15 protein-coding genes are annotated in these 12,776 nt (G+C 62.2%); 6 read left to right on the top strand and 9 right to left on the bottom strand.

All coding sequences use genetic code 11. From position 1 onward, the window contains the following. Position 1 precedes the first annotated feature (1 nt). Complete coding sequence (locus J3P76_RS13040; RefSeq protein WP_434611392.1) at positions 2-613, bottom strand: Yip1 family protein; 612 nt, start codon at positions 611-613, stop codon at positions 2-4. Positions 614-780: 167 nt separating this feature from the next. Here J3P76_RS13040 and J3P76_RS13035 point away from each other — a divergent pair, with 167 nt between their 5' ends. Genes J3P76_RS13035 through J3P76_RS13025 form a run of 3 tightly spaced genes read left to right on the top strand, consistent with a single transcriptional unit; the run spans position 781 to position 2,260 of the window. Continuing rightward, positions 781-1,281, top strand: coding sequence for a CinA family protein (locus J3P76_RS13035; RefSeq protein WP_420763992.1), 501 nt, complete (start codon positions 781-783; stop codon positions 1,279-1,281). Between the two features lie 9 nt (positions 1,282-1,290). After that, positions 1,291-1,809 carry a hypothetical protein gene (locus J3P76_RS13030; RefSeq protein ID WP_420763991.1) on the top strand — a complete coding sequence of 173 codons (519 nt, stop codon included), beginning with the start codon at positions 1,291-1,293 and terminating at the stop codon, positions 1,807-1,809. Between the two features lie 7 nt (positions 1,810-1,816). Further along, positions 1,817-2,260, top strand: a complete 444-nt coding sequence (locus J3P76_RS13025) for a DUF421 domain-containing protein (RefSeq protein ID WP_420763990.1) — start codon at positions 1,817-1,819, stop codon at positions 2,258-2,260. A gap of 62 nt (positions 2,261-2,322) precedes the next feature. Here J3P76_RS13025 and J3P76_RS13020 read toward each other — a convergent pair whose 3' ends face one another. Then, complete coding sequence (locus J3P76_RS13020) at positions 2,323-3,180, bottom strand: SDR family oxidoreductase (RefSeq protein WP_420763989.1); 858 nt, start codon at positions 3,178-3,180, stop codon at positions 2,323-2,325. A 185-nt stretch (positions 3,181-3,365) separates the two neighbouring features. Here J3P76_RS13020 and J3P76_RS13015 point away from each other — a divergent pair, with 185 nt between their 5' ends. Next, positions 3,366-3,770 (top strand): VOC family protein, encoded by a 405-nt coding sequence (locus J3P76_RS13015; protein WP_434700814.1) that lies wholly within the window; start codon positions 3,366-3,368, stop codon positions 3,768-3,770. A gap of 146 nt (positions 3,771-3,916) precedes the next feature. On the opposite strand, the gene J3P76_RS13010 is transcribed toward J3P76_RS13015, so the two are convergent. After that, positions 3,917-5,065: a MalY/PatB family protein gene (locus J3P76_RS13010; RefSeq protein ID WP_434611394.1), complete on the bottom strand. Its 1,149-nt coding sequence runs from the start codon at positions 5,063-5,065 to the stop codon at positions 3,917-3,919. Between the two features lie 212 nt (positions 5,066-5,277). Between J3P76_RS13010 and J3P76_RS13005 the strand changes: the two genes are divergently transcribed. Beyond that, complete coding sequence (locus tag J3P76_RS13005; protein WP_434611396.1) at positions 5,278-5,541, top strand: DUF2790 domain-containing protein; 264 nt, start codon at positions 5,278-5,280, stop codon at positions 5,539-5,541. 71 nt (positions 5,542-5,612) lie between these two features. On the opposite strand, the gene J3P76_RS13000 is transcribed toward J3P76_RS13005, so the two are convergent. Both J3P76_RS13000 and J3P76_RS12995 read right to left on the bottom strand, forming a co-directional pair. Further along, on the bottom strand, positions 5,613-7,853 hold the full coding sequence (locus tag J3P76_RS13000; protein WP_434611398.1) for a molybdopterin cofactor-binding domain-containing protein: 2,241 nt from the start codon (positions 7,851-7,853) through the stop codon (positions 5,613-5,615). Between the two features lie 14 nt (positions 7,854-7,867). Further along, entirely contained in the window at positions 7,868-8,341 is a 474-nt protein-coding gene (locus tag J3P76_RS12995) for a (2Fe-2S)-binding protein (RefSeq protein ID WP_420763984.1), read from the bottom strand. 260 nt (positions 8,342-8,601) lie between these two features. Between J3P76_RS12995 and J3P76_RS12990 the strand changes: the two genes are divergently transcribed. Then, the gene (locus tag J3P76_RS12990) at positions 8,602-9,531 is read left to right on the top strand and encodes an MBL fold metallo-hydrolase (protein ID WP_434611400.1); all 930 of its coding nucleotides are present in this window, start codon (positions 8,602-8,604) and stop codon (positions 9,529-9,531) included. Positions 9,532-9,644: 113 nt separating this feature from the next. Here J3P76_RS12990 and J3P76_RS12985 read toward each other — a convergent pair whose 3' ends face one another. Genes J3P76_RS12985 through J3P76_RS12970 form a run of 4 tightly spaced genes read right to left on the bottom strand, consistent with a single transcriptional unit; the run spans position 9,645 to position 12,667 of the window. Further along, positions 9,645-9,803, bottom strand: a complete 159-nt coding sequence (locus J3P76_RS12985) for a hypothetical protein (RefSeq protein WP_434611402.1) — start codon at positions 9,801-9,803, stop codon at positions 9,645-9,647. Continuing rightward, the gene (locus tag J3P76_RS12980) at positions 9,800-11,209 is read right to left on the bottom strand and encodes a sensor histidine kinase (protein ID WP_434611404.1); all 1,410 of its coding nucleotides are present in this window, start codon (positions 11,207-11,209) and stop codon (positions 9,800-9,802) included. Before J3P76_RS12980 ends, J3P76_RS12985 begins: the two co-directional genes overlap by 4 nt. Continuing rightward, positions 11,178-11,864, bottom strand: a complete 687-nt coding sequence (locus tag J3P76_RS12975) for a response regulator transcription factor (protein WP_434700813.1) — start codon at positions 11,862-11,864, stop codon at positions 11,178-11,180. The genes J3P76_RS12980 and J3P76_RS12975 overlap by 32 nt, the downstream gene beginning before the upstream one ends. Continuing rightward, the gene (locus J3P76_RS12970) at positions 11,864-12,667 is read right to left on the bottom strand and encodes a MipA/OmpV family protein (RefSeq protein ID WP_434564027.1); all 804 of its coding nucleotides are present in this window, start codon (positions 12,665-12,667) and stop codon (positions 11,864-11,866) included. Before J3P76_RS12970 ends, J3P76_RS12975 begins: the two co-directional genes overlap by 1 nt. Between the last annotated feature and the right edge of the window lie 109 nt (positions 12,668-12,776).

Raw genomic sequence — 12,776 nt, 5'->3', positions numbered from 1 at the left:
TTCAGCCTACCGGAACCCGCAAATACTCCGGCTGCAAATAGTTGAACCACAGCAGGATCATCTCCACCAGAATCGTGACCAGCACCAGCAGGCCGACGCCCCAGACACTGGCCGAATACAGTAGGCCCTGTTCCTTCTTCAAACCCATGAACTTAGGCAGGCCGACGAACAGCAGGAAAGTCGAGTACACCGAAGCCGCCAGCAGGACGGCCACTGCCAGCCATCGGCTGGGGTACACGCCGAATATTCCGGCCAGGAAGTAGGGGGTCGCGGTGTAGGCAGCGAAACCGATGCATTGGTTGACGGTTGGCCGGGCCTCGAAGGTGCGCGACATCCAGCGGATGAACAGCCCCATCAACGTTACGCCGACAACGATGGTCACATACAGCAAGACGCACAGCTGCAGCGCACTGGCGTGGCTGAGTCGCACGGTTTCGTTTTCGGCCAGACTCCAACCGGTCCAAGTGGTACCGACGAACAGGGCTACCGCCGGAATCAGTGCGAGCAACAGAAGATGCGCCAGGTAATGGTGGGGATGGGCCTGTTCCTGCTCGCGAATGTCCCCCCAGGCGAATTCCGGATGGGTGAACAGTTTGACGAAAAGCACGGACATAACGACCTCCTGATCAAGACAGCCTCTGCATGAGGCTCATACCGTTATGAGGTACAGGAATGACCAGGGGTTTCATTTATTTGACCGCTTGGCGCGACGGCGCGATAAAGGGAATGATTCGAGGCGGCGGGGGTCAACCCATCAGCATCCATGAAGGACTGTATGCCATGACTGTTGCCCATTCCCTGATCGAGTACATGCGTGAACATGAGTTGCGCCTGACCACTGCCGAGTCCTGCACCGCAGGGCTTATCGTCACGCTGTTGGCCGAAGTGCCGGGCAGCGGTTCGCTGATCGAAAGCGGTTACGTGGTGTATTCCCCCGAAGCCAAGCAGCGGCTGCTGGGTGTCAAGCCGCGGACCATCGATACCTTCAACCTGACCAGCCGCGAAGTCGCCGAGGAAATGGCTTTTGGCGCATTGCGCGACGCCAACGCCAACGTGGCGGTGGCCACCACCGGCCTGCTCGGGCCCGACGACAAGGACGGTATTCCCGCCGGCACGGTGTGTTTTGCCTGGGCGTTCGAATTGAACGGGCAGCGCGCGCTGTTCAGCCGCCGAGAGCGTTTTTTCGGCGATCGGCGCCAGGTGCAACGGTTATCCAGTGAATACGCCTTGCAGCAATTGCCCAGCTATCACCGGCGCGCCATGGCGGGTGAACGTCGATAGGAGGACCCCATGACCGACCAATGCGAACAGGACGATCATCGCAGTCGCCAGTACCCGGTATGCGAGGACATGGCGTTCCAGCACAAGGTCTGGCGTTTCGAACGGGTGGGTTGGTATGCGTTGGTGCTGCTGGTCTTGTTGACGTTGCTCGGGCTGTTTTCCCATGGGCCACTGAGCAATAGCGAGATTCACAGTGCTGACGGCAGCATCGGGGTCGAATACGAGAGGTTCCATCGCAACGGCTCGACCAATCCGGTGATCGTGCGCTTGAAGGGAGCACCCAATGCAGTGCTGGAAATCGAGCTCGGGGGCGACTGGCTGGAGGGATTCGACGTGCAAAGCGTGCAACCTACGCCCATGCGCTCGGCCGCCGCGGGTCCGGGCATGAAGCTCTGGCTCCAGGCGGATGGTCAGGGGCAGGCGAACCTGCACCTGTCATTGCTCAGCGAAGGCCTCGGCACGTACCAGAGCCGCATCGCAACGCCCAACGGCGCCGTGGTCACGTTCAGTCAATTCATCTTTCCTTAGGTGACATATGGATTCGGTACTGCGAGCCGCCGCGATGTATGCGGTGCTGATGGTGTTGTTCAAGATCGCCGGGCGTCGTTCGTTGGCGGAAATCACCACGTTCGATTTCGTGCTCTTGATGATCATTGGCGAGGCGACCCAGCAAGCGCTGCTGGGGGATGACTTTTCGATGACCAACTCGTTCATGGTCATCGTCACGCTGATCGCCATTGATGTCGGATTTTCGTTGCTCAAGCTGCGCTCCGACTGGGTGTCCCGGCTCATCGATGGCGGCCCGACCATCATCGTCGAGGACGGGCGCATCCTCCAGGGCCGTATGCGCCACGCACGGCTGGTTGAGGCGGACATCATGGAAGCGGCACGCTCGAGCCAGGGCATCGAGACCCTGGACCAGATCAAATTCGCGATCATCGAGCGCAATGGGAAGATTTCGGTGATTGCCAAGGAGTGATCAGAAGGGCGCTTTCCGTGGCGAGGGAGCAAGCTCCCTCGCCACGGAATATGTGCCTGCGCTTACAGGATCGGCTTGCCCCCCGTCACCGCATACCGCGAGCCGGAGATGTAGCTGGACTCATCCGACGCCAGCAGCACGAAGATCGGCGCCACTTCCACCGGTTGGCCGGGGCGGCCCAGCGGCGTCTGGGAACCGAAATTCTGCACTTCTTCCTCGGGCATGGTGGCGACGATCAGCGGCGTCCAGATCGGCCCCGGCGCAACACTGTTCACGCGAATACCCTTGGGCCCGAGCATCTGGGCCAGACCGCCGGTAAAGTTGGCAATGGCGCCCTTGGTCGTAGCATAGGCCAGCAGCGTCGGCTTGGGCATGTCGGAGTTGACCGATGTGGTGTTGATGATCGAGCCTCCGGCCTTCATGTGCGGCACCGCGGCCTGGCAGATCCTGAACATCGCCGTGATGTTGATATCGAACGTGCGCACCCATTCTTCATCGGGAATTTCTTCGAGGGTTTCATGGGTCATCTGGAACGCGGCGTTGTTGACCAGGACATCGATACGCCCGAAGCGCGCCACGGTTTCATCGACAACCTTGCGACACTGGGCCTTGTCGGCAAGATCGCCCGGCAGCAACAGGCACTGGCGACCGGCCTGTTCAACCCAGCGCGCGGTTTCCTTGGCATCTTCGTGTTCGTTCAGGTAGGAAATGGCCACGTCCGCGCCTTCACGGGCGAAGGCAATCGCCACGGCGCGCCCGATGCCGCTGTCGGCGCCGGTGATCAGGGCGATCTTGTTCGCCAGGCGTCCTGAACCTTTGTAACTCTGTTCGCCGCAGTCTGGATAAGGGTCCATTTTCTGCTGGCTGCCAGGTACGGGTTGGTTTTGCTTAGGGAAGGGTGGGGTTGGGTAATCGGCCATTTTCGTTCTCCATTTCCAGTGGTTGCGATGGAGGGTGGACCCTGGGGTTTTGGCCGGAGTTCGGTCGAATTTTCCTGTCGGTCGATAAGCGTGACCACGAGCGTTTCATCGACCGATCACCGATTAAGGTGAACGTGGGCGAAGCCGCCTTTTCCAATCGAATAAGGTCTCAGAAGGAGAAGGGCATGTTCAGTCATATACAGATCGGCGCGCGCGACCTACCGAAGATGGTCGCGTTTTATGATGCGGTCCTGGGCTGCCTTGGCCTGGTGCGCATGGACAGCGAGGACGACTCTGGCCCACCCGGCGAGGGCTGGCATCAGCCCGGCAGGCATTGGCCGCAGGTGTTCGTCCAGGTGCCCATCAACGGGCTGCCGGCGACCTGGGGCAATGGGATGCAGGTCAGCTTTGCCGCTGAATCACAGCAAGCCGTACGCGAAGCCTGGAAGATGGCGATGGACATGGGAGGTTTCGACGAAGGCGAGCCGGGCCCGAGGCACCAATATTCGAAGGATTACTTCGGCGCCTATTGCCGGGATCCGGAGGGGAACAAGCTGTGTTTTGTGCATACGCCGGATATGCATGACTGACTTCGGCATGGCCGGTGGTGGAGGCTTTTGTGGCGAGGGAGCTTGCTCCCGCTCGGTCGGTCCGACGCTTCGGGCGCAGCGACCGCAAGGTTTTGGGGCCGCTCGCAGCCCAGCGGGAGCAAGCTCCCTCGCCACAGGGGATCCGGTCAGGTTCGGGATTTCAGGCTACGCTCCATCCGCGCAATCCCTTCCTCCAGCAACGCCCGTGGGCAGCCGAAGTTCAGCCGCACGAACTGCCCCGCGTCGTCGCCGAAATCCAGCCCGGCGCTCAGGCCGACCTTGGCTTGCTTCAGGAAAAAGCCCTGTGGGTCGTCCAACCCCAATCCGGAGCAATCCAGCCACGCCAGGTACGTTCCCTGCGGCACGGTCATGGTGATGCCCGGCAAGCGGGTCTTCACCGCCTCGACCAGGTAATCACGATTGGCCTGCAAATACTGCTTCAAGGCCTCCAGCCACGGTCCCGCTTCGCTGTACGCGGCGCGGGTGGCCTCCAGGCCAAGGGCGTTCACACTGTCGACCATGCCGGCCCTGGCGCCGTTGACCCGCTCGCGCAGCTTGGCGTTCTGGATAATGGCGAAGGAGGTTTTCAGCCCCGCGATGTTATAGGCCTTGCTGGCGGACATCAGGGTGATGGTGCGTTCGGCAATGTCCGCGCCCAGGCTGGCGGTGGGGATGTGCACGCGGCCATCGAAGCATAGCTCGGCATGGATTTCGTCGGAGATGATCCAGGCGTCCTGCTCGACACAAATATCCGCCACCGCCTTGAGTTCGTCGCGACCGAATACCTTGCCCAGTGGGTTATGAGGGTTGCTCAGCAACAGTGCACCGCCGCCTTGAAGGGCATCCCGTAGTTCGGCCTGCGGTGTGCGGAACTCGCCATCGACCGTGTCGAATGCCAATTCCACCTTGTTCAGGTTCCAGTTCCCAGGCGCGTTGCGTAGCGGTGGATAGTTGGGCACCTGCACCACGACGTTCTGCTGCGGTTCCACCAGCGCATGCAGTGCCATGTTGAAACCCGGCTCGACCCCAGGCAGGAATAGGATTTGCTGGGGCTCGACGCGCCAGGCGTATTTGCTCCAGAGATCGGCGACGATGGCCGCGCGCAGATTGTCCTGGGCAACGCTGTAGCCGAGCATCGGGTGCTCCAGGCGTTTGCGCAGCGCATCGACGACGACCGGTGGCGCGGCGAAATCCATATCGGCCACCCACATTGGCAATACATCCGCCGGGTAGCGGCTCCACTTGGTACTACCGGTGCCGTGGCGCTCGAACACCAGGTCGAAATCGAAAGTCATGGTCGTTCCATCAGGTCAGGGAATGGGGATGGCGCCATGATAAAGCGTGAACGGCATGATTGTATCGCTGTGTATCCAGACCCTTTGCCGATACGCACTGATTCCTTTGGGCCTGTCGATGACACATCCCAGATACCTCGCCGGCGTCAAATGAGCCCATCGAGACAGCACAAGCCGTCTCAGCTACTCACTCAAACGTCGGAGACATCGCCATGAACGTCAAGAATCTCAGCATTGCTTCACTGTTCGCCGTCCTCAGCCTCGGCGCTCTGGCAGCCAACGCCCAGGACGCCGTCAAGCCGCATACCTATATGTACGGTGATCACCTGGACATCGCCCAGGTGCTGTCGGTCAAGCAAGGGATGGGCTCAGGCTGCGGCGTCGTCGAGTCGCGAATGACCTACCTGGATTCCACCGGGGCGATCCAGGCGCTGGACTACAGCGCGATCGAGCAGGATTGCGGTCAGGGCAATTGAAGAAACGGTTGTCCCATGTGGCTGTGGCGAGGGGATAAAACCCCTCGCCAAGGTTTGGCGTTCGCTCCCAATCAAGCCAGGCTGAACGGCAACTGCCGCAGGGGTTTGCCCGTCAGGCTGGCAATGGCATTGGCAAACGCCGGGGCCAAGGCGGGCAGGCCGGGTTCGCCCATGCCGGTCGGTGGCTCAGCGCTCGGGACGATGTGGACGGCAATTTGCGGCATGTCGGTGATACGCGGCACGCTGAAGTCGGCAAAGTTGCTTTGTTGCACGACACCATCCTTCAACGTCACGGCGCCACCAGGCAGGCACATCGACAGGCCCATCAGCGCAGCGCCTTGGACCTGGGCTTCGATGCTGCGTGGGTTGACCGCCAGATTGCAGTGCACGCCCGCCGTGACGTTATGGAGCACGGGACGGCCATCCTGCACCGAGGCTTCGACCACGTAGGCCACCACCGAGCTGAACGACTCGTGCACCGCCACGCCCCAGGCTTGACCGGCGGGTAACTGGCGCTTGCCGTATCCGCTGCGGTCGACCGCCAACTGTAGCGCGTCGCGATGACGCGGGTTCTGGTCGCCAAACAGCTTCATGCGGTACGCCACCGGATCCTGCTTGGTCGTGCGGGCGATGTCGTCGAGCAGCGTCTCCATTACGAAGGCGGTGTGGGTCGAGCCGACGCTGCGCCACCACAGTACGGGCACATTGAGCTTGGGATGATGCACCGTCAATCGCATCGGCAGCGGATACGGATCGCGCAGGCCTTCGGTGGCGGTGGGGTCGATGCCGTTTTTCATCTGCCCGGCGAACAAGGTGCCGGTCAAGATGGATTGCCCCACCAGCGCGTGGTCCCAGGCCAACACCTTGCCGCTGTCGTCGAAGCCGATCCGCGCGCGGTGAAGGTGCATGGGGCGGTAGTAGCCGCCCTTGATGTCGTCTTCACGGCTCCAAAGGGTGCGGATGGGGGCATCGAGCCCGGCGGCGCGGGCCGCCTCGGCCACTTCGCAAGCCTGTACGACGAAATCATTGGTGGGCACGCCGCGCCGGCCGAAGCCACCGCCCGCCGTCTGCACATTCACCTGGACCTGCTCAGGCTTGAGATTGAGCACCTTGGCCGCTGCCGCGCCGTCGCCGCCGGGAAACTGCGTACCCACCCACAACTGCGCACGGCCCTCGGACAGCTGGACGGTGCAGTTCAGCGGCTCCATGGGCGCATGGGCCAGATAAGGAAATACGAACTCGGCTTCCAGTTGATGGGGCGCCGACGCCAGGGGCTTCATGTCGGCATCGAAGTGGAGCGGTCCGGATTGGCCGGCCAGTTCGCGGTACTGGGCCAGTTGTTTTTCCGTGTCGACTTTTTCGACCTTGGCTACGTCCCATTCGACCTTCAGCGCATCACGCGCCAGCTTGGCCTGCCAGTAGCCGTCGGCGATCACCGCGACGCCTTCGGCACCGCCGTCCAACGGCACGCGCAGCACGGCTTTTACACCTTTGGTCGCGCGTGCGGCGCTGTCGTCCAGGGAGGCGATGCGGGCGCCGAATACCGGTGGATGGGCGACCACGGCGGTCAGTTGCCCCGGCAGATGCACGTCGATGCCGAAATCCTGTTGGCCGCTGCTCTTGGCCTTGGCGTCGAGGCGGGTGGTGGCCTGGCCGATGAGGCGGAAGTCCTTGGGGTCCTTGAGCGTGACCTTCTCCGGCACGGGCATCGCCATGGCGGCTTCGGCCAACTCACCGTAGTTGGCCTTGCGACCGCCAGGGCCAAGCACAGCGCCGTTTTGCGTGGTCAGGCTGGAGGCGTCGACATTCCAGCGCGCCGCTGCGGCGGCCAGCAGCATCGAACGGGCCCGGGCGCCCAGTTCGCGGTATTGGGTGTAGCTGTTCTTGATCGAATTGGAGCCGCCGGTAAGGTGAATGCCAAAGGCCGGATCCATGTACGCCGCGTCGTTGCTGCCGTTGCGCGTGCGCACCAGGCTCCAGTCGGCGTCGAGCTCTTCGGCGAGGATCATCGGCAGGCCGGTCTGCACGCCCTGGCCGAACTCAAGGCGATTGATGGTCACCGTCACCTCGCCGTTAGGCGCGATCTGGACGAAGGCAGAGGGTTGCTGGGTCGGCTTGAGTGGGCCTTCGCCCGCGCCGTTAGCCTGTTCGGCCAGGGCCAGGTGAGGAAAAGCCCCCAAGGCCAGGCCGCCGATGCCGACGATCTTGAGGAAGCTGCGGCGGGGCAGGGTCGCGGGACCGTCCGCGTCATCGCGTTCGAGCAGGTGCTGCAAGGCTCGCGGAAGTTCGGTTGGAAAAATCTCGTTCAGCATGGCGCAACTCCCTGTCAGGCGAGGGCTTTGGCGGCGTCGGCCACCGCGGCGCGGATTCGTGCGTAGGTGCCGCAGCGGCAGATATTGCCGGCCATCGCCGAGTCGATCTCGGCCGGTGTCGGCTGCTTGCCCTTGGGCTGGGCCTTGAGAAACGCGGTCGCGCTCATGATCTGCCCGCTCTGGCAGTAGCCGCACTGCGCCACGTCATGCTTGACCCAGGCTTCGTGCACCGCGGTGCCTACCGGGTCGCTGCCGTCGGTGGCCGCCTCGATGGTCGTGATCTTCCTGCCGACCGCCGCGGCTATCGGCGTCACGCAGGAGCGAATGGCCTGGCCATCCAGATGAACGGTGCAGGCGCCGCACAAGGCCGCACCGCAGCCGAACTTGGTGCCGGTCATGCCCAGCGTGTCGCGCAGGGCCCAGAGAATAGGGGTGCCAGGGTCTACGTCAACCGTGTGCTCACGGCCATTGATATTGAGGGCGCTCATAGTCGGACCAGCTCCAGATGGTTGGGCACCGATTACTATAGAAAGCATCGGGCGCGATAGCTTGCACGATCCGGTCCGATTATTGCCCAATCTTGCAAATCACCCAGCCGTTCGTTTGAAACGACCACGCCAAGATGTGGGCACGGCATACCCGCGTATGATATCGGGCGCGCCATACCGCGATGCACACTCGTCCTCCAGGTGATCCGTTGTTCTGCCAATGGATACGGATTCGCCTCATCCAGCACAGGAGAGCGATCATGACGATGCATCTGCAAGACACGCCGCAAAAAACCATCCAGGGAGTATCCGCGACCGAGGAACTGGTTCCGTCGCGCTACGCACTCAAGGTCGGCGACATCGATGTACTGGTGGTGAGCGACGGCGTGCTGCCGCTGCCGACCTCGACCATGTCCACCAATGCCGACCCCGCCGCACGTGCTGCCTGGTTCAAGGACATGTTCCTTGGCCCGGACGCGTTCGATTGGGCGTTGAACGTGCTGGTGGTGCGCAGCGGCGAGCAAACCCTGCTGGTCGACGCGGGGCTGGGCGGGCAGTTCCCCGGCTTCCCACGTGCAGGGCTGTTTCCAAAGCGGCTGGAGGCGGCCGGCATCGAGCTTTCCTCCATTACCGACGTGGTCATCACCCACATGCATATGGATCACATAGGCGGCCTGCTCGTCGACGAGGTACGGACCCGCCTGAGCCCGGACGTGCGGATCCATGTTTGCCAAACCGAGGTCGATTTCTGGGCGGAGCCTGACTTCTCCCGCACCGTCATGCCCGCGCCGATACCGGACGTGCTGCACACGACCGCGCGGCAGTTCATGGAGGCATACCACGACAAACTGCACACCTTCGAGCAGGAGCATGAAGTGGCGCCGGGTGTCGTGGTCAAACGCACCGGCGGGCATACCCCGGGGCACAGTGTGGTGCATGTGACGTCTGGCCGCGAAAAGCTCACGTTTGCCGGCGACGCCTTGTTCCCGGTGGCTTTCGACCATCCCGATTGGCAAAACGGCTTCGAGCATGACCCTGAAGAAGCGGTGCGCGTTCGCGTACGGTTGATGCAAGAGGCCGCGGCAAGCGGGGAGCTGTTCGTGGCGACCCACCTTTCGTTTCCTTCCGTGGGCCGTGTGGCGGTGGATGGCGACGCGTTTCGTTGGGTGGCGGGGTCCTGGGATTATTGAGTGCTGGCTGGGCTTGGATGTCAGTTCGGGCCCAGCGTAACGAACCAAGTCGCGACGTTGTCACTTCGAACTCAGTTGCACCGGCGTCGTCTCGATCAGCCCTCGCGAGCGGATCATCGACTTGGTTTGCTCGACGTAAAGCTTGAAATGTCGATCTCAAGTTGCGCGATACGGACCACGACCGTGGAAGGGAAGCTTTGCGCCGATGCCCAGCCACCAGCAAAGAGACCCGGTACTAACGCGCATGCGAAAAACAGGCGATGGATTTTCATGAACTCTCCTGACTGCTATTTATACTCGGTGAATCGGTGACAGGCGGGGACAAACAAAACGCCAATCCCGGTTCCGCCCTGTGCGCAACCAGTGTCCACCCGTGTGCGCGAGCGATCTCCTGGCAGATGGTCAGCCCCAGTCCCGCGCCGTGATCGCGCCGATGGGCGCCGCGCCAGAAACGAGTGAATATGTAGGGCAGTTGCGCTTGCTCCACGCCGGGGCCCCAGTCGCGCACGGTTAACTTGTCGGCGGTACATTGCACCCGCACCTGCGTGCCTTCAGGCGCGTGCTGGATGGCGTTTTCCAGCAGGTTTTTCAGCAGCGTGAACAGGGCGCTGCGGTCGGCCTGCCAAGGCGTTTGCGTGGCCGTATGCCCTGTCAGGACGATGCCGACCCGCGCGGCGTCGGCCATGCGTTGCAGGTAGTCTGCGGCTTGCTGCACCACTTCCCCGACGTTCACGGCGGCAAAGCTGTAGTTGTGGGCCTCGCTGGTCTCGGCCAGCAGCAGTAATTGTTGAACCTGGCGTGTCATGTGCTCGACGTCATTGAGCAGCGAGTCGCGGGTCTTGTCTGGAGCCATCAATTCGATTTGCGCGCGGATCAGCGCCAGTGGCGTCTTCAGTTCATGGGCCGCGGTCGCGAGGAACTCCTGCTGCACACGGTATCCCTGTTCCAGGCGTTCAAGGGCGCTGTTGAAGCTGCTGACCAGTGGCGCGACTTCCGACGGCACGGTTTTGCTGTCCAGGCGTGAATGCAAGGATCGAGGGGAAATGGCCGCCGCTGATTCCGAGACTTCGCGCAGTGGCTTGAGCGCATACCCCAGCGTGAAATAGGCGCAAGCGCCGAAGACAAAAAGCAGCACCAGGCTGAACAGGACGATACCGGCCCCCATGAAAGGCCAGGCGAAACCCTGATGAAGCAGTTCCATCAGTCGTTCGCTGACGGCGAATTGCAGATACCAGATCGTGCCGTCGCGCTCCACCGGGGCGGTGGCGGCGTACATCAGCATGCCCTCACGCTCGAACTTGAAGCGCCCTTGGTCCGAAGGCGGTGATTTGGCGACCGGCGACCAGAATGCCTCGTCGGTGGAGGCCAGGACGACGTTTGCCTGCGAGTCCAGCACGCGATAGCCGATTTCCACCCCCAGGCTCTTGAAGGTCCAGACGCGATCACCTTCGCTGTCATCGAAGCCGGTAGGATGGCCCGCCGCGTCGAACATCAGCTTGCCGGCGAGTTCATGGGTGCGTTCGGCGACGTCGGTGGTCAGGAGGATATCGCTCCTGGACGTAATGAGCGCGACAGCGCCCAGCGCAATCAGCAAGATACTCAAGCCCACGCCGGCGACGTAGGCGAGCAGGACCTTGAAACTGATGCTATTGCGCCAGGTCGTCTTGACGAAGGGCATAGCCCAGGCCTCTCAAGTTGACTATCCGTTGGTGGGAGCCGACCGCCAAAAGCTTGCGGCGAATACGATGCAAGGCCACGTCGAGGGCGTTTGGCGTCACGGCTTCGCTCAAGCCCCACGCAGCCGCCTCGATGGCGCTGCGACGGACGATTTCACCGGGCTTGCGCAGTAACAACAACATGATCTGCATTTCCGCCGGCGCCAGTGGAACGCTGCCTTTGACGCTGCACATGACCCCTGCGTCGGGTTGCACGCTGAGGTCGCCGTGTGACGGCGCCAAGGGGCGGCGCTCCACGGGGCGGCGCAACAAGGCCCGCACGCGTGCGACCATTTCGTCCATGGCGAATGGCTTGGGCAGGTAGTCATCGGCCCCGGCGTCCAGGCCTTCGATCCGGTCATGCAGCGCGTCGCGGGCCGTCAGCACCAGGCAGGGCACGCCCAACCCGGCGTTGCGCAAGCGTTCGAGCAGTAGCAGCCCATCGCCATCCGGCAAACCCCGGTCGAGAATCAACGCCTGGTAGGGCACCTGTTGGATGGCCGCCCATGCCGCATCGATGCGGCTGATGACGTCGACGGCGATGCCTGCGCTCGACAAACCCTTGCACACCAGTTGCGCCAGACGCTCATGGTCTTCGACCAGCAGTATGCGGCTCATCAGAAACGGTACAGGTAGCCGAACAGCGCGCTGTTTTCGGTAGATCGATCTACCAGCGGGCTGTCCTTGATTTCATCGGACAGGCTCGTGGCCTTGAGGTCCAGAAACACGGAGTGATGATCATCGAACATATAGTTTCCACGTAAGCCGATTTCGGTGTTCATGCCGGACTTGCCATCATAGGCTGCCCGATCGGCGCGAGCTTCATTTTCCCGGACGCCGAAGTAGTAGTCGACGTAGTTGTCGTCCTGCCAGATGGCGGCCAGCCGTGGCGTGAGCCTGATGTGCTCGCCGAAATTCCACGACCGTTCCAGGCCCAGGGTGAAGCGCTGGCCCTTGCTGTTGCTCGAAACGTCGCCCAACCACTCGGCGCTGACATCGGCCAGGTCGTTGCGCCACTGCACCTTGCCCCCCGCCCAAAAGCCGCCCTTGCGGTCGCTCATTCCGTCCAGGATGCGGGCGTCATCGTCATCATAGCCACTGAAATCGTACTCACCGACGAGGCTGAATTCGAGTTGCTGGGTGTCGCTGATGTCCAGGCTCGGCAATTTGATCTCGGCGGTTGGGCCAAAGACGCGCACATATTCGTTTTCAAAATAGATCAGCGGCAGGACCTCGCTGTCACGGTCGATGCCTTTGTAGGGCTGTTGGCTGCTGGCTGCACCCACGCCGAGGCCCCAAGCGGAGCCTTCAGACTCGTCGGCACTGGCCGCGATCGGTGAGCACACGCCCAGCACAAGCGCGGAGCTGGCGATGGTCAGCCGGATCGCAAGGTAAGGTTTCGATAAGGTCAAGGCGCGCATGGAAGTCTCCGGATCGGTGGGATGAATGCATGCCTATCGTTGAGAACTTCTTCTTACTGAACACTTACGGTTCGGCATGGCTAACCGCCTTTTGCCGGTAAGTGTTGCG

Origin of the sequence: Pseudomonas sp. D1-36 (genome assembly GCF_051132205.1) — a bacterium.
Classification (GTDB): Bacteria; Pseudomonadota; Gammaproteobacteria; order Pseudomonadales; family Pseudomonadaceae; genus Aquipseudomonas.
Note: the sequence above shows the minus strand (reverse complement) of the source record. Positions and strands in the feature narration are given on the sequence as shown.

Bases quoted from the DNA above. Each gene is read 5' to 3' on its own strand.
- J3P76_RS13040 (WP_434611392.1), bottom strand. From the start codon at position 613: ATGTCCGTGCTTTTCGTCAAACTGTTCACCCATCCGGAATTCGCCTGG.
- J3P76_RS13035 (WP_420763992.1), top strand. From the start codon at position 781: ATGACTGTTGCCCATTCCCTGATCGAGTACATGCGTGAACATGAGTTG.
- J3P76_RS13030 (WP_420763991.1), top strand. From the start codon at position 1,291: ATGACCGACCAATGCGAACAGGACGATCATCGCAGTCGCCAGTACCCG.
- J3P76_RS13025 (WP_420763990.1), top strand. From the start codon at position 1,817: ATGGATTCGGTACTGCGAGCCGCCGCGATGTATGCGGTGCTGATGGTG.
- J3P76_RS13020 (WP_420763989.1), bottom strand. From the start codon at position 3,180: ATGGCCGATTACCCAACCCCACCCTTCCCTAAGCAAAACCAACCCGTA.
- J3P76_RS13015 (WP_434700814.1), top strand. From the start codon at position 3,366: ATGTTCAGTCATATACAGATCGGCGCGCGCGACCTACCGAAGATGGTC.
- J3P76_RS13010 (WP_434611394.1), bottom strand. From the start codon at position 5,065: ATGACTTTCGATTTCGACCTGGTGTTCGAGCGCCACGGCACCGGTAGT.
- J3P76_RS13005 (WP_434611396.1), top strand. From the start codon at position 5,278: ATGAACGTCAAGAATCTCAGCATTGCTTCACTGTTCGCCGTCCTCAGC.
- J3P76_RS13000 (WP_434611398.1), bottom strand. From the start codon at position 7,853: ATGCTGAACGAGATTTTTCCAACCGAACTTCCGCGAGCCTTGCAGCAC.
- J3P76_RS12995 (WP_420763984.1), bottom strand. From the start codon at position 8,341: ATGAGCGCCCTCAATATCAATGGCCGTGAGCACACGGTTGACGTAGAC.
- J3P76_RS12990 (WP_434611400.1), top strand. From the start codon at position 8,602: ATGACGATGCATCTGCAAGACACGCCGCAAAAAACCATCCAGGGAGTA.
- J3P76_RS12985 (WP_434611402.1), bottom strand. From the start codon at position 9,803: ATGAAAATCCATCGCCTGTTTTTCGCATGCGCGTTAGTACCGGGTCTC.
- J3P76_RS12980 (WP_434611404.1), bottom strand. From the start codon at position 11,209: ATGCCCTTCGTCAAGACGACCTGGCGCAATAGCATCAGTTTCAAGGTC.
- J3P76_RS12975 (WP_434700813.1), bottom strand. From the start codon at position 11,864: ATGAGCCGCATACTGCTGGTCGAAGACCATGAGCGTCTGGCGCAACTG.
- J3P76_RS12970 (WP_434564027.1), bottom strand. From the start codon at position 12,667: ATGCGCGCCTTGACCTTATCGAAACCTTACCTTGCGATCCGGCTGACC.